Source organism: Sphingomonas glacialis (assembly GCF_006439055.1).
Taxonomy (GTDB): Bacteria; Pseudomonadota; Alphaproteobacteria; order Sphingomonadales; family Sphingomonadaceae; genus Sphingomonas; species Sphingomonas glacialis_A.
Genome location: NZ_RCZC01000002.1, coordinates 818,687 through 839,432 on the forward strand (window position 1 = coordinate 818,687; position 20,746 = coordinate 839,432).

Genomic DNA, 20,746 nt, shown 5'->3' on the forward strand with positions numbered 1-20,746 from the left:
GGAAGAGGCCCTCTTTGCTTTAGCGGTACGTCACCTGCTTCACGGCGGCGACGATCTTGTCGGCGTTGACCAGCATCAGCTTCTCGAGGTTCGCCGCATAAGGCATCGGCACGTCCTCGTTGGTGACGCGCAGCACCGGTGCGTCGAGGTCGTCGAAGCCCTGCTCCATGCACAGCGCCTGGATTTCCGACGCGATCGAACAGGTCGGCCAGCCTTCTTCCGCCACAACGAGGCGGTTGGTCTTCTTGAGGCTCTTGAGCACCGACTCGGTGTCGAGCGGGCGGAGCGTGCGCAGGTCGAGCACTTCGGCGTCGATGCCTTCCTCGGCCAGCTTCACCGCGGCTTCGAGCGCGAGCCCGACGCCGATCGAATAGCTGACGATCGTCACGTCCTTGCCCTCGCGCATGATCCGCGCCTTGCCGATCGGCAGAACGTGATCGTCGAGCTTGGGCACGTCGAACGTACGGCCGTAGAGCAGCTCGTTCTCGAGGAACACGACGGGATCCTCGGTGCGGATCGCTGCCTTGAGCAGGCCCTTGGCATCGGCCGCGTCATACGGTGCAATCACGATCAGGCCGGGCACGCTCGCATACCACGGCGCATAGTTCTGCGAATGCTGCGCACCGACGCGGCTTGCCGCAGCGTTGGGGCCGCGGAACACGATCGGGCAGCGCATCTGGCCACCCGACATGTAATTGGTCTTGGCGGCAGAGTTCACGATGTGGTCGATCGCCTGCATCGCGAAGTTGAAGGTCATGAACTCCACGATCGGACGAAGCCCGCCCATCGCCGCGCCCGTGCCGATGCCGGCAAAGCCATATTCGGTGATCGGCGTGTCGATTACGCGCTTGTCGCCGAATTCCTCGAGCAGGCCCTGGGTGACCTTGTAGGCGCCCTGATACTGCGCGACTTCCTCGCCCATCACGAAGATGCGCTTATCGCCACGCATTTCCTCGGCCATCGCGTCGCGCAACGCTTCGCGCAGCGTCAGCTTGACCATCTCGGTCCCCTCGGGGATCGCGGGATCGCTGACTTCGGCCTTATGCTCGGCGGCCTTCTCGAGCTGGTGCGTGCCGGTGTCGACCTTCTTGGCCTCGGGCTCGGGCGTCGCCTCGGCCTTCTGCTCAGCGGGCTGATCGGCCGCGGGCGCGGCGGCTTCGGACTTGCCTTCGCCGGTCGCGGCGGGCTCTTCGCCCTCGGCGGTCAGCGTCGCGATGACGGTGCCGACCTTCACATTGTCGGTGCCCTCGGCGACGAGGATCTTGCTGATCGTCCCTTCGTCGACGGCTTCGAATTCCATCGTCGCCTTGTCGGTCTCGATCTCGGCCATGATGTCGCCGGACTTGACGACGTCACCTTCCTTGACGAGCCATTTGGCGAGCGTGCCCTCCTCCATCGTCGGGGAAAGCGCGGGCATCTTGATTTCGACGGACATCAGTATTTTTCCACCAGAATGTCGGTGTAGAGTTCGGCGGCCTCGGGTTCGGGCGCCTGCTCGGCAAAGTCGGCGGCTTCGTTGACGATCTTGCGGATCTCCTGGTCGACCGTCTTGAGCTCGGCCTCGGTCACGCCCTGCGCGTCGAGCAGCTTCTTGACGTGGTCGATAGGGTCCGACTTGTCGCGCACGGCCTGGACTTCGTCGCGCGAGCGGTACTTGGCCGGATCGGACATCGAGTGGCCGCGATAGCGATAGGTCTTCATCTCGAGGATGATCGGACCCTTGCCGGCGCGGACCCAGGCGAGTGCTTCCTCGGCGGCACCGCGGCACGCCAGCACGTCCATGCCGTCGACCTGGATGCCCGGGATGCGGAACGATTCGCCGCGGCGGAAAAGCTGGTCCTCGGCCGACGAGCGATTGACGCTCGTGCCCATCGCGTATTCGTTGTTCTCGATCACATAGATGATCGGCAGCTTCCACAGCTCGGCCATGTTGAAGCTCTCGTACACCTGGCCCTGGTTCGACGCACCGTCGCCGAAATAGGCCATGGCGACGCCGCCATCCTCGTTATATTTGTGCGCGAAGGCGAGGCCCGTGCCGAGCGACACCTGCGCGCCGACGATGCCGTGCCCGCCGTAGAACTTCTTCTCGGTCGAGAACATGTGCATCGAGCCGCCCTTGCCGCGGCTGATGCCCGCGCCACGTCCGGTCAGTTCGGCCATGATCACCTTGGGATCGATGCCATAGGCGAGCATGTGGCCGTGATCGCGATACCCGGTGATGACCGAGTCCTTGTCGCCATCGAGGCCCGACTGCAGGCCGACCGCCACGGCTTCCTGGCCGATATAGAGGTGGCAGAAGCCGCCGATCAGGCCGAGGCCGTACAGCTGGCCGGCTTTCTCCTCGAAACGGCGGATCAGCAGCATCTGTTTGTAGAATTCGAGCAGTTCCGCCTTCGATGCCTCGTACGCTTTGGGCTCGTCGGGGCGCTCGCGGTTGGGCACCGGGGGTAGTGCCTTTACGGCAGCGGGGGCTTTTGCCACGTCTGGAAGACCTCATGACCTAGGGAGAGGGACGCGAGCCTATAGGCGCGATGTTGCGCCGATATCAATCGCTGCTGTCAAAAGGATGCGTGGCGGCGATGTTTCCCGCAACCCTGCTCCGTCATGCCGGACCTGATCCGGCATCCATGCGAGCGGCTTCCCACCGAGTGACGGGATCCCGGATCGAGTCCGGGATGACACGGGAACAGTGCAAGTTTCTGCGTACCAAGCACATCCTCGATTGCCCCGCCCGCCGCGCACCGCTTAAGGCTGACCGCGATGACCGCTGCCCCCCACCCGCTCCGCATCGCGCAATTCCGCTCCTATTGGGCGGCGCGTTTCGCGATGACGATCGCGCAAAATGCGATGATCATCGTGATCGGCTGGCAGACCTACACCATCGCCCGCACCACCATGTCGCCCGCCGGAGCCGCCGCGCAGCTCGGGCTGATCGGGCTGCTGCAATTCATTCCGCTGTTCGTCACGACGCCGGTCAGCGGCTGGGTCGCCGACCGATTCGACCGGCGGTTGATCACGCGCTGTACGGTGACGTTGCAGGCGCTGTGCGCGCTGACGCTCGCGCTGGTGACATATAGCGAAGGGATGACGCTGCCGGTGCTGTTCTCGGTCGCGGTGCTGCTCGGGCTCGGTCGTGCCTTTGCCGGGCCGGCGTTCGGCGCGCTCGCCCCCAATCTCGTGCCCCGCGAAGTGCTGCCGACCGCGATCGCGCTCAGCTCGATCTCGTGGCAGGTCGGGACGATCATCGGGCCCGCGGTCGGCGGCTTCGCCTATGCAGCCGCGCCGTGGGGCGCCTATGCGCTGGCGACGGTCCTTTTCTGTATCGCCCTGGCAGGGTTGCTGACGATTCCCCCCGTCCCGCGGACGATCGTGCCGAGCAAGGCGCATCCGATCCGCCAGATCATCGATGGGCTCGCCTATGTCGGTGAGAACAAGCTCGTGCTCGGCGCGATCACGCTCGATCTGTTCGCCGTGTTCCTGGCAGGGACGAGCGCATTGCTGCCGATCTACGCGCACGACATTCTGAAGGTCGGTCCGCAGGGTCTGAGCCTGCTCGCCGCCGCGCCTGCCGCCGGGGCTTCGGTGGTGGCTTTGTTCTTCTCGTTCCGCCCGATCAAGACCAATGTCGGGCCCAAGATGCTCGGCGCGGTGCTGGTCTATGGCGTGGCGACGGTGGCGTTCGGCCTGTCGCAGATCATGGCGCTGAGCCTCGCCGCGCTGGCGGTTGCGGGCGCGGCGGACATGTTCTCGGTTTATATTCGCCAGTCGCTGATCACGCTGCACACCCCCGACGACAAGCGCGGGCGCGTCGGCGCGGTGTCGCAGCTCACCATTTCGGCATCGAACGAGCTGGGCGAGGCCGAGTCGGGCTTCCTCGCCGCGGCGCTCGGGCCGGTCGGTGCGGTGCTCGTCGGCGGCGGCGGCGCGATTGTGGTAACGATCCTGTGGACCTATCTCTTCCCCAGCATCCGCAATGCCAAGACTTTCGATCTGCCCAAAAGCGCGCAAGATTCCCGCGATCTCGAACTGGAGGCCACGCCATGAAAGCCAACACGATCCTCGACACGATCGGCAACACGCCACACGTCCGCGTCCAGAAGCTGTTCCCCGGCGCCGAAGTGTGGATCAAGTCAGAACGCTCGAACCCCGGCGGCTCGATCAAGGACCGCATCGCGCTGGCGATGATCGAGGCGGCCGAGCGCGACGGGCATCTCCAGCCCGGCGGTACGATCATCGAGCCGACCTCGGGCAACACCGGCGTCGGCCTGGCGATGGTCGCCGCGGTCAAGGGCTACAAGCTCGTGCTCGTCATGCCCGAGAGCATGTCGCTCGAACGCCGCCGCCTGATGCTGGCGTACGGCGCGACCTTCGACCTGACGCCGCGCGAGAAGGGCATGAAGGGCGCGATCGAGCGCGCGCTCGAGCTCGTCGAGCAGACGCCGAACGCGTGGATGCCGCAGCAGTTCGAGAACCCCGCCAACATCAACGTCCATGTCCACACGACCGCGCTCGAGATCCTCAACGATTTCCGCGATTCGCCGATCGACGTGATCATCACCGGCGTCGGCACGGGCGGGCACATCACCGGCGTGGCCGAGCGGCTCAAGCAGGATTGGCCGAACCTCAAGGTCTACGCGGTCGAACCCGCCGCCTCGCCGGTGATCTCGGGCGGCTCGCCCGGCCCGCATCCGATCCAGGGAATCGGTGCAGGCTTCGTGCCGGCGAACCTCCACACCCAGGCGATCGACGGCGCGATCAAGGTCGATGCCAGCGTCGCCAAGGACATGGCACGTCGCTCGGCGGCCGAGGAAGGGATGCTCGTCGGGATCAGCTCGGGCGCGACGCTCGCCGCGATCCTGCAGAAGCTGCCCGATCTGCCCGAGGGCGTGCGCGTACTCGGCTTCAACTACGACACGGGCGAGCGCTATCTGTCGGTGCCGGACTTCCTGCCCGAGAGCTGAGCGCGATCGCGATACGCGCGCCCGACACGTCACAAACACTAGTTCGTCACCGCGGGCTTGTCCCGAGGTCCACCATGATGGACGCGCTCGCGTCGTTAGGAGTGCGGCACGGTGGGCCCCGGCACGAGGCCGGGGTGACGGATGGGGGACTGGCTCCCAACAGCGCTCGATCGCCGATGGCGCTGCCAGGGCAGTCATTTCGCATTCGCGCGGGATTGGGGTAAAGGCGCTGGCCCAATTCGGTCAGGAGCCGTTCGTGCCCCCGTTGCCTCTAAATCCCCGACCTTGATCGCATGACCCCCGTCCGCCCTCCCAGCGCCACGTTGCGCGCGATCGTCTTGGCGATCGCACTGCTGGCGATCCTCCTCCCCCTGCTGCTGATCCGCTTCGCCCCTCCGCTCGTGCGCCACCATGTCGCGCGCGCACCGGCGCAACGCGTCGTTCCCGCCGCCGAGCTGCCGCCGGTCGAGCCGGTCGCCTTCCAGGATCTCGACCCCGACGATGCGCGCGCGTTCAACGCGAGCGTACCGTTCGTCGATGGCCCCAACCCCGCCGCGCGGCCGTTCAAGCTCGCCGGCGATCCGATCCAGCGCGCGCGCGCGATCGACTGCATGGCCGCCGCCGTCCTCTACGAAGCAGGCGACGATCCGGTCGGGCAACGCGCCGTCGCGCAGGTGGTGATCAACCGCGTCCGCCACCCCGCCTTCCCCAAGACGATCTGCGGCGTGGTGTTCCAGGGCGCCGAGCGCTCGACCGGCTGCCAGTTCACCTTCACCTGCGACGGCGCGCTGGCCCGCCATGGCTGGCTCGACGTGCAATGGACGCGCGCGCGAGAAACCGCGACCGCGGCGCTGACCGGCGCGGTGTTCAAGCCGGTCGGCTATGCGACGCATTACCATACCAATTGGGTCGTGCCCTATTGGCAGTCGAGCCTCGACAAGATCGCCGCGGTCGGAACGCACCTGTTCTTCCGCTGGACCGGCTGGTGGGGCACCCCGCCCGCCTTCAATCGCCAGGTCTCGCCCGACGAGCCGATCATCGCGCAACTCGCCACCTATTCGGACGCGCACCGCGACGGGCCTTCGATGGTCGCGACCGAGGCGATGTATGTCGATCCGGTGGCGGCGGCGACTCCACTGCCGACCGAGCTTGCCAGCGACGACGGAAGCTTCCTGCTAACGTTGGATGCCAAGAAGATGACGCCCGACGGCTTCGCCCAGCTCGCCACGCGGACCTGCGGCGACCGCGCCTATTGCAAGGTGATGGGATGGAGCGACAAGGCCAAGCCCCCCACTGCGCTGCCGCTGCAGCCGACGCAGATCGCCGCTCTGTCGTTCAGCTATCTGCGCGACCGGGCGCGGGGCTATGACAAGGCGCTATGGAACTGCACCGAGTTCAAGCGCGCCGATCTGTCGCAGTGCATGAAGCAGCAGGTCTATCTGCCTGCGCAGCGCGTGTCAGATGGGCTGAAGCCGGAGGCTCTGCCGGCTGCGACGCGCACGCCTGGGGCGGTCCAGACCGTCCCCGATGCGTTGGTCGGGGTGCGGCGCAAGGCAGACGCCGCGCCGCCGGCCCAGACGTTCGAAGCACGATAAACGCGAACGCCCCCTCCCGCGTGATGCGGGAGGGTGCGAGCGCAACGATCAGGCCGCTACGAACATCTCGGGCGGGATCGCCATCAGAGCTTCGGCACCAGCCTCGATCTTGCGGCGCAGCGCGCCCGCCTCGGGCATGATCCGCTCGGCGAAGTAGCGCGCGGTCATCAGCTTGGCGTCGAGGAACGCGGCATCGCCCTCGCCCGCTGCCTTGAGCTTGTTCGCGGCGGTCGCCATCCGCAGCCACATCACGCCCAGGCCAACGATGCCCATGATGTGCATGTAGCTGTGCGCGCCGGCGCCGACATTGTCGGGGTTCTGCATGCCGTTCTGCATGAACCACATGGTCGCTGCCTGCAGTTCGCCATTGGCCTTTTCGAGCCGGGTCGCGAAATCGGCGGTTGCCGGATCGGCCTTGCCCGCGGCCACGTCGTCGGCGACGACCTTGAAGAACGCCTGCACCGCGCGGCCACCGTTCTGCGCGAGCTTGCGCCCGACCAGATCCATCGCCTGGACGCCGTTGGTGCCCTCATAGATCATCGCGATGCGCGCATCGCGAACGTACTGCTCCATGCCCCATTCGGCGATGTAGCCGTGGCCGCCATAGACCTGCTGCGCGTTGGTCGCGACGTCATAGCCCTTGTCGGTGCCGTAGCCCTTGATGACGGGCGTGAGCAGGCCGATCAGGTCCGAGGCGAGCTGGCGCTCTTCCTCGGTCGCACCGGCATGTTCGAGATCGACTTGGAGTGCGCCCCACAGGCACAATGCACGAAGGCCTTCGGTCAGCGCCTTGGCTTCCATCAGCATGCGGCGGACGTCGGGATGGACGAACAGCGTGTCGGCCTTTTCGTTCGGCTCCTTGGCGCCGGTCAGCGCGCGGCCCTGGCGGCGGTCGTGCGCGTATTGGACGGCATTCTGATAGGCGACTTCAGCGACGCCCAAGCCCTGCAGGCCGACGCCGAGGCGCGCGGCGTTCATCATGATGAACATCGCGGCGAGACCCTTCATCTCCTCGCCGACGAGCCAGCCGATCGCGCCGTCATAGTTCATCACGCAGGTCGAATTGGCGTGGATCCCCATCTTGTGCTCGATCGAGCCGCAAGTGACGGGGTTGCGATCGCCGAGCGAGCCATCGTCGTTGACGAGGAACTTCGGCACGACGAACAGCGAAATGCCCTTCGAGCTTTCCGGCGCGCCCGGCGTCTTCGCCAGCACGAGGTGGATGATGTTCTCGGTCAGGTCATGCTCGCCCGACGAGATGAAGATCTTGGTGCCGGTGATCGCATAGGAGCCATCGGCCTGCGGCTCGGCGCGGGTGCGGATCAGGCCCAGATCGGTGCCGCACTGCGGCTCGGTCAGGTTCATCGTGCCGCCCCATTTGCCGCTGACCATGTTCGGGACGTACTTCGCCTTCTGCTCGTCCGAGCCCTTCGCCAGCAGCGCGGCGATCGCGCCGTGCGACAGGCCGGGATACATGGCGAACGCCATGTTCGACGAAATCATGAACTCCTGGAACGCGGTCGAGACGACGTGCGGCATCGCCTGGCCACCGAACTCTTCCGGCGCGCTGAGCGTGCCCCAGCCCGATTCGACGAACGCGTCATAGGCTTCCTTGAAACCCTTGGGCGTCGTCACCGAACCGTCGTCGTGGCGCGTGCAGCCTTCCTGGTCGCCCGAGGCATTGAGCGGGAACAGCACTTCGGCGACGAACTTGCCGCCTTCGTCGAGCACGGCATCGACCACGTCGGGGGTCGCGTTCTGGAAGTCGGGGTGGTTGGCATAGTTTTCGAGGCCGACGACATGCTCGAGCACGAAGCGGACGTCGCGAACGGGGGGCGTATATTGGGGCATCAGGCTTCCTTCGGGTGAGTCTGTTCGACGAGCTCGATGAACTCGTTCAATTCGGCGATGGCGGCGTCGATGTCGCGCTTCTGCGCGTCGAGCAGAGCGACTCGGCTGCGGCAGCGCTCGATCGTGACGGCGCGCTGCGCGCGGCGTCCGTCGCCGATATCGTAAAGGTCGATCATCTCGCGGATCTCGGACAGCGAGAAACCGACGCGCTTGCCGCGCAGGATCCAGGCGAGCCGCGCACGATCGCGCTGCGAATAGATCCGCGCGGTGCCGCGGCGTTCGGGGGCGATCAGCCCCTCATCTTCGTAGAAGCGCAACGCACGCGCCGTGACGTCGAACTCTGCCGAGAGATCGGAAATCGAGAAATGATCGCGGTCGGGATGACGCTCGATCAGGGCATAGGCGGGACCGGTAGACATGCCACACAAATAGTTGCCGCTTACGTGAACGTCAAGCCTATCCACCGCTCCCGCAGAGCAATCGACCGCGCGCATCGCGCAGCGTCGCGGCCTCGGCCGCCGACTCGCTCAACCGCGTGACGTCGAGCGCTGCGATCGAGGCGCGCCCGCGGCAGATTTGCTGACAGGCGTCAGGCACGCGCGCCGGAAAAACGATGCGATCGCCTTCGAAGCGGGCGTCGAAGCTGCACCCCGACGCATCGCCGCCCGCGCCGAGCGTAACGCGAAGCGTATCCCCGCTGCGCGACACCTCGCCCGATCCACCACAATTCTGCGTTTCGTCATAATCGACGAACACGCCGATGCGATACGCCTTGGCGCTGGGAACGATGCACAGTCGGTCGTTCTCGGTGGCGTACACGCCCGTCAGATCGGTGCTCGCCGGATCGGGAATCACGCCAGCCTGGATCGCTGCGGCTTCGAGCCCCTGCGGCGTCGGCGAGGCGGCCGGGTCGGGTGTTTCGCTATGGCATGCGGCCAGCGCGACCAAGGCGAGCAGCGCGCAAGCCATCTGCCCCCGCCCCCGCACGGCGCGACCGGGCATGGCGGCGTGCGGCGTCATTCCGCTGGGACCAACCGATCGCCCGCGATGCGGCGGTAGAAGCAGCTCCGCTCGCCGGTGTGGCAGGCGGGGCCGGCAGGATCGACGATCAGCCACACCGCATCCTGATCGCAATCGATCCGGATGTCGGCGACGTGGAGCACATGCCCCGAAGTCTCGCCCTTCTTCCACAGCGCCCCACGGCTGCGCGACCAGAAATGCGCTTCTTTGGTCTCGACCGTCAGCCGCAGCGCTTCGGCATTCATGTGGGCCAGCATCAAAACCTCGCCGGTCGTGCGGTCGGTCGCGACGGCGGTGATCAGGCCAGAGGCGTCGTATTTCGGGTCCAGCGCTAGGCCGGTTTCGCGGGGATCAGGCATGCCCTGCCAATAGCGCCGCTCCCCCCATCCGTCACCCCGGCCTTGTGCCGGGGGTCCATCGCGCCGCACGCGTGGCGCCAGAAGCCAGAGCCTGCGCTCGCCGCCTGGTGGACCCCGGCACAAGGCCGGGGTGACGGACCGGATTTTAAGCCAGCTCCCTCAACCCTTTCGGATTGCCTTCGCCAATTCGGCCTTGGTCATTTTCGAACGCCCGGCGATGCCGATCCGGCGCGCCTCCTTCATCAGATCGTCCTTCGTGCGATCCTCAAGCTCGGTCGAGCGATGATCGAGCGTCCCTGCCGCCTTGGCATTGGCGATTCGCGCCGCTTTTCCCTTGGAAGCACCGTCGCGGCGCAAATCGTCGTAAAGCGTGTCGTCCTTGACGCTCGGCCCATGATCCTTCGCCATCGCCACCTCCTGCAATCCGCCGAAAACGGGCGATGCGACCAAACGCTCCGCCTCTTGTGACAAAAGCGCGACAAACCGACGCGTGGTCCCTATATGCCCCGCGAGCGCTACCCCCGAAGGGCGATATGCTGACCACGAATCCACATGAAGACGACACGCTGCACGAAGAGTGCGGCATTTTCGGCATTTCCGGCGCGACCGACGCGGCGCGACTGGTGGCGCTGGGGCTGCACGCGTTGCAGCACCGCGGCCAGGAGGCGGCCGGGATAACCAGCTTCGACGGGGTGGAATTCCACACCCATCGTGCGATGGGCCATGTCGCGGGCAATTTCGACCGCGAGGACATCATGGTCCCGCTGCGTGGATCGGTCGCCTGCGGCCACGTCCGCTACTCGACCACCGGCGAGACGGCGCTGCGCAACGTGCAGCCGCTCTATGCCGATCTCGCCTCGGGCGGGTTCGCGATCGCGCATAACGGCAACATCTCGAACGCGATGCGGCTGCGGCGCGATCTCGTCCGGCGTGGGTCGATCTTCCAGTCGACCAGCGACACCGAGACGATCATCCATCTCGTCGCGACGTCGAATTATCGCACCACCGTCGACAAGTTCATCGACGCGCTGAAGCGCGTCGAGGGCGCCTATTCGCTGATCGTGATGACGCCCGAGGGCATGATCGCCTGCCGCGATCCGCTCGGCATTCGGCCGCTGGTGATGGGCAAGATCGATGGCCCCGATGGCGGGTCGATCATCTTCGCCTCGGAGACCGTCGCGCTCGACGTGGTCGGCGCGACCTTCGTCCGCTCGATCGATCCGGGCGAGCTGGTGATGGTCAAGGGGACCGAGATCACCTCGCACCGCCCCTTCCCGCAGGTCGCGGCGCGGCCGTGCATCTTCGAATATGTCTATTTCTCGCGCCCCGATTCGATCTCGGAGGATCGCAGCGTCTATACCGTGCGGAAAGCGATCGGCGCGCAGCTGGCGATCGAGAGCCCGGTCGATGCCGATCTCGTCATCCCCGTCCCCGATTCGGGCACGCCGGCGGCTTTGGGTTACGCGCAGGAGTCGGGCATTCCGTTCGAGCTCGGCATCATCCGCTCGCATTATGTCGGGCGCACCTTCATCCAGCCGAGCGACAAGGTCCGCCACCTCGGCGTCAAGCTTAAGCACAACGCCAATCGCGCGCTGATCGCGGGCAAGAAGATCGTGCTGATCGACGATTCGATCGTGCGCGGGACAACCAGCCTCAAGATCGTCGAGATGATGCGCGAGGCGGGCGCGGCCGAGGTTCATATGCGCATCGCCAGCCCGCCGACGCGGCATTCGTGCTTCTACGGCGTCGACACGCCCGAGCGCGCGAAACTGCTCGCCGCGACCAAAAATCTCGAGCAGATGGCGGATTATATCAAGGCCGACAGCCTCGCCTTCATCTCGATCCACGGCCTGTACAAGGCGCTCGGCGAGCCGCAGCGCAACGCAATCAGGCCGAGCCACTGCGATGCCTGCTTCACCGGCGATTATCCGACCAGCCTGACCGACCAGGACGACGTGTCCTCGGTCGATCAGTTCGCTTTGCTGGCGGAACGGGTCATTTAAGAGACTTAGCCCCTCCCCTTTAGGGGAGGGGTTGGGGTGGGGCAGTAACGGGCGCTCGTTCTCTGCGAGGCACTCCCCCACCCCCAACCCCTCCCCTGAAGGGGAGGGGCTTTAAGGAGAGAGAGCCCCGCATGACCGACAAGCCCCTCGCCAACCAAATCGCCCTCGTCACCGGCGCCAGCCGCGGGATCGGCGCCGCCACCGCGCTCGCGCTCGGCGCGGCCGGCGCGCACGTCGTGATCACCGCACGCACCGCCGCGGGGCTCGAGACGGTCGAGAACGCCATTTTCGACGCCGGCGGTTCGGCGACGATCGCCCCGCTCAATCTGACCGAAACCGACAGCATCGCGCGCCTCGGCACCGCGATCGGCGAACGCTGGCCCGCGCTCGACATCATGGTGCTCAACGCCGGGATGCTCGGGCAGCTGTCCGCCGTCCCCGCGATCGACCCCAAGGAAATGGCGCAGGTCCTCACGCTCAACGTCAGCGCGCAGGCCGCGTTGATCGCGGCGTTCGACCCGATGCTGCGCAAATCGGCGCACGGCCGGGTGATCGGCCTCACATCGAGCGTCGGGCGCAAGCCGCGGGCCTATTGGGGGATGTACGGCGCGTCGAAGGCGGCGTTCGAGACGCTGCTCGCCGCCTATGGCGACGAGATGGAGCTGATCAGCAAGGTCCGCACCGCGATCATCGACCCCGGCGCCACGCGCACCGCGATGCGCCACAAGGCCTATCCGGGCGAGGACCCCAAGTCGGTCAAGGATCCTTCGGTCGTGGCGGACCGGATCGTCGCGCTCCTGACCGAGGATTTCGCGACAGGGCACTTCGAACGCGTCGACTAAAATCTCCCCTCCCGCTTGCGGGAGGCAGCACTAAAAACTCCCCTCCCGCGTGCGGGAGGGGCTGGGCGAGGGAAGTGCCGGAGAGCGCGGCGTCCGCGGCACGCCCCTCCCCTAACCCAGTTTGAGGTGAACGATGCCCTGCATCGCTCTCCTCAAACTCGCAAGCGGGAGGGGGGACTCTTAACCAGCGTCACATGCGCGACATCGATCCCGCCGCCGCGGAAGCCCCCTTCGCAATACATCAGATAATAACGCCACAAGTGGATGAAAGATCGGTCGAACTTAGCCGGCAAGCGTCCTCCCGCCACCGCCGCATCGAACGTCTCGCGCCAGCGCCGCAGCGTTTCGGCATAGTGCAGCCCGAAGGTGTAATTGTCCTGCCACTCGAGCCCTTCCGCTTCGGCCAGCGCGCGAAAGCGGCTCTCCGACAGCAGCATCCCGCCGGGAAAGATGTAGCGCTGGATGAAGTCGACATTCTCGGCATAGGCCGGGAAGATCGCGTCATCGATCGTGATATATTGCAGCGCCGCGCGGCCGCCGGGCTTGAGCGCGCGCGCGACCGCGGCGAGATAGGCTGGCCAATATTCCTGCCCGACCGCCTCGACCATCTCGATCGACGCTACCGCGTCATATTCGCCGGTGATGTCGCGATAGTCGATCCGCGACACCGTCACATCGCTCAGCCCCGCTCGCGCGATCCGCTCCTGAACCGCCAGCTCCTGCTCGGCCGACAGCGTGATCGCATCGACCGTGAGCCCGCGCCGCGCCGCCGCCTCGGCAAACGCGCCCCAGCCACAGCCGATCTCGAGCACGCGCGCGCCCGGCGCCACCGCCAGCCGGTCGAGGATCGCGTCGATCTTGGTCGCCTGCGCCGCCTCGAGGCTCTCCGCATCCGAGACGGGCTCCGCGAACAAGGCGCTCGAATAGGTCAGGCTCGGGTCGAGCCAGACGCGGTAGAAATCGTTGCCGAGATCGTAGTGAAACTCGATGTTGCGTCGCGCGCCGACGCGCGAGTTGCGCCGCCGGCTGTTGGCGACACGCCGCAGCGCACGGATCACCCCGCCCGATCGCGCGGTCCCGCCGAGCGTCACGCGGTTGCGCATGAACAGCTCGAACAGCACGGTCGGATCGGGGCTCGACCACTCCCCCTTCGACCAGGCCACATACCAACCGGCCGAGCCGCCCGTCGCGAGCCGCAGCAACGCGCGCCAACTGCGCAGATCGACCACCGCTGCCGGCCCCGGTACACGCCCGCCGAGCAGCCGATCGCGCCCGTCGGGAAGCCGCGCGGCAAGCGAACCCGCGACCAGACCAGCATCAATCCGGTCGAGCAGGCGGTGAAACAATTTCGAGAAGACCCCAAGCATCGGGCGCCCCCTCGCATCCATGCCCGTGCGCCGCAACGCTATTTTCAGCGCGCCTGACGCGCCGCCTCGAGCGCACGCTCGCGCGCCTCGCGATGGCCGATGATTTTTGCGGGGTATCCGCGCGGACGGCAGCCGGCCTCCTCGGGGTCGTGAATCGCCTCGCCGGTGATGTCGGCAAGCTCTGGCACCCACTCGCGGATATAGGCGCCCGCGTCGAACTTGGGCGACTGCACGAGCGGCGCCATGATCCGGACGAACATGTTGGCGTCGATCCCGGTGCCGGCGGTCCATTGCCAATTGACCGAATTCGAGCCGTAATCGGCGTCGACCAGGCAATCCCAGAACCAGCGCTCGCCTTTGCGCCAGTCGATCAGCAGATGCTTGATCAGGAAGCTCGCGGTGATCATCCGCACGCGATTGTGCATCCAGCCGGTCGTCCACAGCTGGCGCATCCCCGCATCGACGATCGGATAACCGGTGCGGCCCTGCTGCCACGCCTCGAGGTCGGCATCGGCGGCCTTGCCCGTCCGCCACGCGAGCGTATCGAGCGCGTCGCGGCCGTTCTTGGTGCCATAGTCAGGATATTGCCCGATCACGGTCTGCGCATAATCGCGCCAGCCGATCTCGCTGAGGAAGACATCGACCGAGCCCCCCGCATCGGCGACCGCGTGCCACACTTGCGCGGCCGAGACTTCGCCGAAATGCAGGTGTGGCGACAGCCGCGAGCTGCCCTCGACCGACGGCAGGTTGCGCGTCTCGTCATAGCGGTCGGCGTGTTCCTCGAACGCCTTCAGGCGTTTGTGCGCGCCCTTTTCGCCGGGCGTCCATTCCTTGCCGAACCCTGTCGACCAGTCAGGCTTGGTCGGCAGCAGATCCCAGTCGGCGAGCGAATCGCTCTTCGGCCAGTGCGCCGGCGCCGGGATATGCGCCGGCACGCGCGTCGGCTCGGGCGGCGGCAGCGTCGCCTTGAGTGCGCGCCAGAACGGCGTGAAGATCTTGTACTGCCCACCCGAGCCCGTCGTCACCGAGCCCGGCGGCGCGAGATAATTGCCGTCGTGGCACTCCAGGTCGAGCCGCTTGGCCACCGCGCGCTCGGCATTGCGCCACCACGGCTCGAAATGGCGGATCGCATGGACCCGTTTTGCGCCGGTTTCCTCGGCGAGCTTGGCCAGTTCATCCGCGCTCTCGCCGCGCCGCAGGATCAGCCGCGATCCCTTCGCGCGCAACGAAGCATCAAGGCTCTCGAGGGTGTGGTGCAGCCACCAGCGCGACGCGCCGCCCATCGCATAGTGTTTCGGCGTGTCGTCATCGAGGATGTAGACCGGGATCACCGCCCCGTCCTCGATCGCGGCGAGCAAGGCGGGCTGGTCGGCAAGCCGCAGGTCGCGGCGCAGCCAGAGAAGAACGGGATCGGTCAAGCGCAGCCTCACAAACGAACGGGAGCGGCGCCTCTTTAGGCACCCTGCCCCGCTTCCGTCATGCTCAACTTGAACCGGCCGCCATCGTTCCCGGAGCGAGCAGCTGAGCGCGTGCCGCATGATACGCCCGCCCCAAGGTCAGGATCACCTCGACATGCGTCGCGGCGAGCGCGCGGACGTCATCGCCGTAGCCGCCCCCAACCGTGCTCGCGAGCGCGATCCCGCGCGTCGCGGCGGCTTCGGCGATGAAGCGGTCGCGCGCGACGAGACCGTCGGGCGTCAGCGCGAGCCGCCCCAGCCGGTCGCCCGCCAGCGGGTCGATCCCCGCCTGATAGAGGATCAGCTCGGGCCGATAGTCGTCGATCAGCGGCAGCAACGTCGCGGCGAGCGTCGCGAGATAGGCAGCATCGCCGATCCCGTCGGCGAGCGGCACATCGAGGCTCGAGCGGGCTTTCCGCGCCGGGAAGTTCTTCTCGGCATGGATCGAATAGGTCGCGATCCCCGGACGCCCAGCGGTGAGCGCCGCGGTACCGTCGCCCTGATGCACGTCGCAATCGACGATCAGCACGCGCGCGACATCGCCCTCTTCGACCAGCCGCACCGCCGCGATCGCCAGATCGTTGAACACGCAATAGCCCGCCCCGGTCTCGGCCAGTGCGTGATGGCTCCCACCCGCACTGTTGGCGGCAAACCCACGATCGAGCGCGAGCCGCGCCGCGAGCCATGTCCCCGCGGGCACCACTTGCGCACGGGCGGCCACTGTCGGCGTCACCGCAAAGCCGATCCGCCGCTCTTTCTCCCGCGGCACGCGCGCTTCGAGCACTTCGGCGACATAGTCGGGATCATGCGTCGCCTCGAGCCAGTGGAGCGGCATCGGCTCCGGTTCGTGCCAGTCGATCGCCGCGCCGTGCGTGCGCAGCAGGTCGCGGATCGCGGCGTTCTTGCTGAGCTGGCTGGGGTTGGTCGCTTGCCCGGGCGCGACATAGGCTGGGTGATGGACGACCGCGATCATCCTCCCTAGGTAGGAGCAAACACGGCATAGACCAGATGGAGAGACGCGTGACCGATCCGTATGTCCGCCCCGATGTCGCGGGCTTCCTCGCCTTTCTCAACAGCGTCCCCGGCCCCAAGGTGCACGAACTCGCGCCGCCCGCCGCGCGCGCGACCTATGCCGCGATGAAGGACATCGCCGATCCGCCGGTGGGCGATCTGGCGACGATCACCGACCTGACGATCCCCGGCGCGGCGGGCGATATTCCGGCGCGGCTGTTCGACACCGCCGCGACGCGCGCGGCGGGGCCGCTGGTCGTGTTTTTCCACGGCGGCGGCTTCGTGATCGGCGATCTCGATACGCATGCAAGCTTCTGCGCCGAGGTCTCGCGCACGCTGGACCTGCCGGTGCTGGCGGTCGATTATCGTCTTGCGCCCGAACATCGCTGGCCCGCCGCGCCCGACGATTGCGAGGCGGCGGCACGCTGGGCGGCAGCAAGCCCCGCCTCGCTCGGCCGAACCGTCACCGGCATCGTCGTCTGTGGAGACAGCGCCGGCGGCAATCTCGCGATCGTCACCGCGATGGCGCTGCGCGATGCGCCGGCCGCGGTGCCGGTGATCGCGCAGCTGCCTTTCTATCCCGCGACCGACACGAGCCGCGAATATCCCTCCTACTCCCAGTTCGCCGATGGCTTCCTGCTCACGCGCGACAGCATGGAATGGTTCAACGCCGCGTATCAGGCCGAGGCCGAGCATATCCGCACCTCGCCGCTCAAGGGCGATCTCGCCGGGATGCCACCCGCGGTGGTGGTGACCGCGAGCCTCGACCCGATCCGCGACCAGGGCCGCGCGTATGCGGCGGCGCTGGCGCAGGCGGGGGTGCCGGTGGTGTTTCGCGAGGCGGTCGGCAACATCCATGGCTTCATCACGCTGCGCAAGGCGATCCCGTCCTCCGCGGAGGATGTGGCGGGTGCTCTAGCCGCTGCCAAAACGCTGATCGCAGAAGCCCCTTAATCCTCCCCCGGGAACCGGGGGAGGGGGACCGCCCGGCTTCTTCAGCCGGGTGGTGGAGGGGGCCGCCACAAGCGTAACGCCCGTGGCGGGCGCCCCCTCCACCCYTCGCTGAATGCTCAGGGTCCCCCTCCCCCGCTTCGCGAGGGAGGATTTTATAACGAAAGCTCCCCAATGACCGACCCCAAGACCCTGCCCTATCGCCCCTGCGCCGGGATCATGCTGCTCAACGCCGACGGCCTCGTCTTCGTCGGCCAGCGGATCGATGCCCAGGTCGAGGCCTGGCAGATGCCGCAAGGCGGGATCGACGATGGCGAGGACCCTGAGGCCACCGCGATCCGCGAGCTCGGCGAGGAAACCGGTATCGCGCCCGAGCATGTCGAGCTGATCGCCGCCGCGCCGCACGAACTGTTCTACGATCTCCCCGAAGAGCTCGTCGGCCGCGTCTGGAAGGGCAAGTGGCGCGGGCAGCGGCAGCGCTGGTTCCTCTACCGCTTCCTCGGCAGCGACGCCGATATCGACATCGCGACCGAGCATCCCGAATTCAAATCCTGGCAATGGATCCGCCCCGAGACGCTCCCCGAGGTCATCGTCCCCTTCAAGAAGGTCCTTTACGAGGAAGTCCTCGCCGCCTTCGCGCCGCATCTGTCCTGACGCGGCGGCGGGGGTGGAGCGTGCCGCGCAGACCGGCTAGACCCAGCACATGGTCGGAATGACAGAAATAGACCGCGCGGCCGTCGCCCATGTCGCGACGCAGCCGATGGTGGCACAGGTCGAGGCCTGGTCGGTGATCAACAGCGGCACGCGCAACCTCGCGGGGCTGGCGGCGGTGGCGGAACAGCTCGCCGCGGCGTTCGGCGCGCTGCCGGGCGACCTCGCGCTCGTCACGGGCGACACCGCCGAGAGCGTCGCGGCCGACGGGACCGTCACCACGCTCGATCACGGCAAGCATCTGCATCTCGTCGTCCGCCCGGAAGCACCGGTACAGCTCCTGCTGACCGGCCACATGGACACGGTCTATCCGGTCGATCACCCCTTCCAGACGCTGACCTTCCTCGACGATGGCACGCTCAACGGCCCGGGCGTCGCCGACATGAAGGCCGGGCTCGCGGTTATGCTCGCCGCATTGAAGGCGGTCGAGGCGAGCCCGCTCGCGGCGCGAGTCGGCTATGAAGTCGTCATCAACTCGGACGAGGAAACCGGCTCCTTCTCCTCCTCCGCGCTGATCGCCCGCGCCGCGCGCGGCAAGCTCGCCGCGCTGACCTACGAGCCCGCCCTGCCCGACGGAACGCTGGCGGGCGCCCGCGGCGGGACGGGCAATTTCTCGATCGTCGTTACCGGCAAGAGCGCGCACGCCGGCCGCAATCCCGAGGAAGGCCGCAACGCAATCGTCGCGGCGTCGGACCTCGCCGTGCGCCTGTTCGCGGTCCGCTCGCCGACGCTGGCGGTCAATCCCGCGCGGATCGAGGGTGGCGGGCCGAACAATGTCGTCCCCGATCACGCCGTGCTGCGGATCAACTTCCGTCCCGCCGACCATGCCGAAATCGCGCGCGCCCAGTCCGCGATCGACCAGATCGTCGCCGAAGTCGCCACGGCACACGACGTGACGATCGCGGTCCACGGCAGCTTCAACCGCCCGCCCAAGCCGATCGACCCAGGCGCCGCCAAGCTCTTCGCGCTCGTCAAGGAATGCGGCGCCGCGCTCGGCCTCGATATCGCGTGGCGCGCGACCGGCGGGGTGTGCGACGGCAACACGATCGCGGCGTGCGGCGTCCCCGTGGTCGACACGATGGGCGCGCGCGGCGGCGCGATCCACTCGACCGACGAATTCCTGATCATCGACTCCCTCCCCGAACGCGCCGCGCTCTCGGCGCTGACGATCCTGCGCCTTGCCGAAAAGGGCTCGCTTTGACTCAGTTTGCCGCGACTCACGTGATCCGCGCCGCGCGCGACAGCGATCTCCAGCCGCTCTACGAGATGGCCAAGCTCACCGGCGGCGGCTTCACCAACCTCCCGCCCGATCGGACCGCGCTCAAGGCCAAACTCGATCGCAGCGCGGCCGCCTTTGCCCGCGTCGAGGACGACAAAGCCGACGATCTGTTCGTGCTCGTGCTCGAAAACGTCGCAACCGGCGAAGTGCGCGGCACCTGCCAGATCTTCACGCATGTCGGGCAGAGCTATCCCTTCTACAGCTACCGCCTCGGCACGCTGACGCAGCACAGCAAGGAACTCGGTCGCACCTTCCGCGCCGACATGCTCGGGCTGACCACCGATCTAGAGGGCTGCAGCGAAGTCGGCGGGCTGTTCCTCCATCCCGGCGAGCGCGCCGGCGGGCTAGGCATGCTGCTCGCACGCAGCCGCTATCTGTTCATCGCGCAACACCGCGCGCGCTTCGCCGACCGTGTGCTCGCCGAGCTGCGCGGGATCATCGACGAAGCCGGCGGCTCGCCCTTTTGGGACGGGCTGGCGGGGCGCTTCTTCGGGATGAATTTCCAGGACGCCGACCAGTTCAACGCGGTGCGCGGCCATCAATTCATTGCCGACCTGTTCCCCAAGCACCCGGTCTATATCGCGATGCTCCCCGAAACCGCGCGCGCGGTGATCGGCCTGCCGCACCCATCGGGCCGCGCGGCGATGCGGATGCTCGAGAATGAGGGCTTCGCCTACGAGAACTATGTCGATATTTTTGACGGTGGCCCGACGATGATCGCCAAGACCGATCAGGTCCGCACCGTGCGCGACGCGCAATCGTCGCGGATCGTCGCGCTCGACGACGATGGCGGCGAGCCCGCGCTGATCGCGCACGGCCGACTCGCCGACTTCCGCTGTGCCTATGGCGGAGTGCGCGGCTGCGAGGGCGGCGTGGTGCTCGATCGCGTCACGGCCGAGGCGCTGCGCGTCGGCGAGGACGCCATCGTCAGCCATGTCGCGCGGACCTGACGCCACCGGTCCGAATGGTGTCAGAGGGTGGTGCAACCGTCGGGTTAACTAACAGATAACCATATATGGCAACGAAAACCCCAGCAAATCCGGGCTTGGCCCGGCCCTTGCTTAAGGGTTCTGCATGTGGACCAAATTCTCAAGTCTGTTCGTCATCAAGACCAAGTTCGAGGCGTTTGCAGTCATTTATGCGCTCGCGCTCGGCGCGGTCGAGCGTGGGGTGCATTATCTCACGCAATATCCCGGCGTCGGTGGCTGGCTATTGTTCGCGGTCTGCCCGATCGCGGTGTTCATGGCGGGGGCACGCATTCTCGATTCGGTCGAGCGCAACGCGGAGCTGTGAGCGCGCTTTAGACGCCAACAGGATAAGTTGATCGCGCGCTCGCGTT

General features: G+C 66.9%; 20 protein-coding genes. 10 read left to right on the forward strand and 10 right to left on the reverse strand.

From position 1 onward, the window contains the following. Nucleotides 1-19 precede the first annotated feature (19 nt). Nucleotides 20-1,435: a pyruvate dehydrogenase complex E1 component subunit beta gene (locus EAH76_RS07715; protein ID WP_140849678.1), complete on the reverse strand. Its 1,416-nt coding sequence runs from the start codon at nucleotides 1,433-1,435 to the stop codon at nucleotides 20-22. After that, complete coding sequence (pdhA, locus tag EAH76_RS07720) at nucleotides 1,435-2,481, reverse strand: pyruvate dehydrogenase (acetyl-transferring) E1 component subunit alpha (protein WP_140849679.1); 1,047 nt, start codon at nucleotides 2,479-2,481, stop codon at nucleotides 1,435-1,437. The genes EAH76_RS07715 and pdhA overlap by 1 nt, the downstream gene beginning before the upstream one ends. A gap of 279 nt (nucleotides 2,482-2,760) precedes the next feature. Between pdhA and EAH76_RS07725 the strand changes: the two genes are divergently transcribed. The 3 genes from EAH76_RS07725 to EAH76_RS07735 all read left to right on the forward strand — a co-directional run bounded on the left by EAH76_RS07725 (nucleotide 2,761) and on the right by EAH76_RS07735 (nucleotide 6,556). Then, nucleotides 2,761-4,044 carry an MFS transporter gene (locus tag EAH76_RS07725; RefSeq protein WP_140849680.1) on the forward strand — a complete coding sequence of 428 codons (1,284 nt, stop codon included), beginning with the start codon at nucleotides 2,761-2,763 and terminating at the stop codon, nucleotides 4,042-4,044. Continuing rightward, complete coding sequence (gene cysK, locus EAH76_RS07730; RefSeq protein ID WP_140849681.1) at nucleotides 4,041-4,961, forward strand: cysteine synthase A; 921 nt, start codon at nucleotides 4,041-4,043, stop codon at nucleotides 4,959-4,961. The genes EAH76_RS07725 and cysK overlap by 4 nt, the downstream gene beginning before the upstream one ends. A gap of 293 nt (nucleotides 4,962-5,254) precedes the next feature. Then, complete coding sequence (locus EAH76_RS07735) at nucleotides 5,255-6,556, forward strand: cell wall hydrolase (RefSeq protein WP_194150952.1); 1,302 nt, start codon at nucleotides 5,255-5,257, stop codon at nucleotides 6,554-6,556. Between the two features lie 48 nt (nucleotides 6,557-6,604). Here the strand turns inward: EAH76_RS07735 and EAH76_RS07740 are convergent, their stop codons facing one another. The 5 genes from EAH76_RS07740 to EAH76_RS07760 form a co-directional block, all read right to left on the reverse strand. Further along, nucleotides 6,605-8,407 (reverse strand): acyl-CoA dehydrogenase C-terminal domain-containing protein, encoded by a 1,803-nt coding sequence (locus EAH76_RS07740; protein ID WP_140849682.1) that lies wholly within the window; start codon nucleotides 8,405-8,407, stop codon nucleotides 6,605-6,607. Continuing rightward, nucleotides 8,407-8,826 carry a MerR family transcriptional regulator gene (locus EAH76_RS07745; RefSeq protein WP_140849683.1) on the reverse strand — a complete coding sequence of 140 codons (420 nt, stop codon included), beginning with the start codon at nucleotides 8,824-8,826 and terminating at the stop codon, nucleotides 8,407-8,409. Before EAH76_RS07745 ends, EAH76_RS07740 begins: the two co-directional genes overlap by 1 nt. Before the next feature lie 37 nt (nucleotides 8,827-8,863). Further along, nucleotides 8,864-9,376 carry a hypothetical protein gene (locus EAH76_RS07750; protein WP_140849684.1) on the reverse strand — a complete coding sequence of 171 codons (513 nt, stop codon included), beginning with the start codon at nucleotides 9,374-9,376 and terminating at the stop codon, nucleotides 8,864-8,866. Between the two features lie 47 nt (nucleotides 9,377-9,423). Continuing rightward, nucleotides 9,424-9,786 (reverse strand): phosphoribosyl-AMP cyclohydrolase, encoded by a 363-nt coding sequence (hisI, locus tag EAH76_RS07755; RefSeq protein ID WP_140849685.1) that lies wholly within the window; start codon nucleotides 9,784-9,786, stop codon nucleotides 9,424-9,426. Nucleotides 9,787-9,945: 159 nt separating this feature from the next. Beyond that, entirely contained in the window at nucleotides 9,946-10,194 is a 249-nt protein-coding gene (locus tag EAH76_RS07760) for a Rho termination factor N-terminal domain-containing protein (protein ID WP_140849686.1), read from the reverse strand. 125 nt (nucleotides 10,195-10,319) lie between these two features. Here EAH76_RS07760 and purF point away from each other — a divergent pair, with 125 nt between their 5' ends. Both purF and EAH76_RS07770 read left to right on the forward strand, forming a co-directional pair. Next, nucleotides 10,320-11,789, forward strand: coding sequence for an amidophosphoribosyltransferase (gene purF, locus EAH76_RS07765; RefSeq protein ID WP_140849687.1), 1,470 nt, complete (start codon nucleotides 10,320-10,322; stop codon nucleotides 11,787-11,789). A 131-nt stretch (nucleotides 11,790-11,920) separates the two neighbouring features. Next, nucleotides 11,921-12,631, forward strand: a complete 711-nt coding sequence (locus EAH76_RS07770) for an SDR family NAD(P)-dependent oxidoreductase (RefSeq protein ID WP_140849688.1) — start codon at nucleotides 11,921-11,923, stop codon at nucleotides 12,629-12,631. A gap of 152 nt (nucleotides 12,632-12,783) precedes the next feature. On the opposite strand, the gene EAH76_RS07775 is transcribed toward EAH76_RS07770, so the two are convergent. The 3 genes from EAH76_RS07775 to EAH76_RS07785 form a co-directional block, all read right to left on the reverse strand. Beyond that, nucleotides 12,784-13,998, reverse strand: coding sequence for an SAM-dependent methyltransferase (locus EAH76_RS07775; protein WP_140849689.1), 1,215 nt, complete (start codon nucleotides 13,996-13,998; stop codon nucleotides 12,784-12,786). A 44-nt stretch (nucleotides 13,999-14,042) separates the two neighbouring features. Further along, entirely contained in the window at nucleotides 14,043-15,416 is a 1,374-nt protein-coding gene (locus EAH76_RS07780) for a cryptochrome/photolyase family protein (RefSeq protein ID WP_140849690.1), read from the reverse strand. 64 nt (nucleotides 15,417-15,480) lie between these two features. Then, nucleotides 15,481-16,428: a histone deacetylase family protein gene (locus EAH76_RS07785; protein WP_140849691.1), complete on the reverse strand. Its 948-nt coding sequence runs from the start codon at nucleotides 16,426-16,428 to the stop codon at nucleotides 15,481-15,483. 35 nt (nucleotides 16,429-16,463) lie between these two features. Between EAH76_RS07785 and EAH76_RS07790 the strand changes: the two genes are divergently transcribed. The 5 genes from EAH76_RS07790 to EAH76_RS07810 all read left to right on the forward strand — a co-directional run bounded on the left by EAH76_RS07790 (nucleotide 16,464) and on the right by EAH76_RS07810 (nucleotide 20,700). Continuing rightward, nucleotides 16,464-17,420, forward strand: coding sequence for an alpha/beta hydrolase (locus EAH76_RS07790; protein WP_140849692.1), 957 nt, complete (start codon nucleotides 16,464-16,466; stop codon nucleotides 17,418-17,420). Nucleotides 17,421-17,591: 171 nt separating this feature from the next. Continuing rightward, nucleotides 17,592-18,071, forward strand: coding sequence for an RNA pyrophosphohydrolase (locus EAH76_RS07795; protein WP_140849693.1), 480 nt, complete (start codon nucleotides 17,592-17,594; stop codon nucleotides 18,069-18,071). Between the two features lie 49 nt (nucleotides 18,072-18,120). Continuing rightward, the gene (locus EAH76_RS07800; protein WP_194150953.1) at nucleotides 18,121-19,329 is read left to right on the forward strand and encodes a hydrolase; all 1,209 of its coding nucleotides are present in this window, start codon (nucleotides 18,121-18,123) and stop codon (nucleotides 19,327-19,329) included. Then, nucleotides 19,326-20,357, forward strand: a complete 1,032-nt coding sequence (locus EAH76_RS07805) for an arginine N-succinyltransferase (RefSeq protein ID WP_277754264.1) — start codon at nucleotides 19,326-19,328, stop codon at nucleotides 20,355-20,357. The genes EAH76_RS07800 and EAH76_RS07805 overlap by 4 nt, the downstream gene beginning before the upstream one ends. Nucleotides 20,358-20,481: 124 nt before the next feature. Then, nucleotides 20,482-20,700, forward strand: coding sequence for a hypothetical protein (locus EAH76_RS07810; RefSeq protein ID WP_140849695.1), 219 nt, complete (start codon nucleotides 20,482-20,484; stop codon nucleotides 20,698-20,700). The last annotated feature ends 46 nt before the right edge of the window (nucleotides 20,701-20,746 follow it).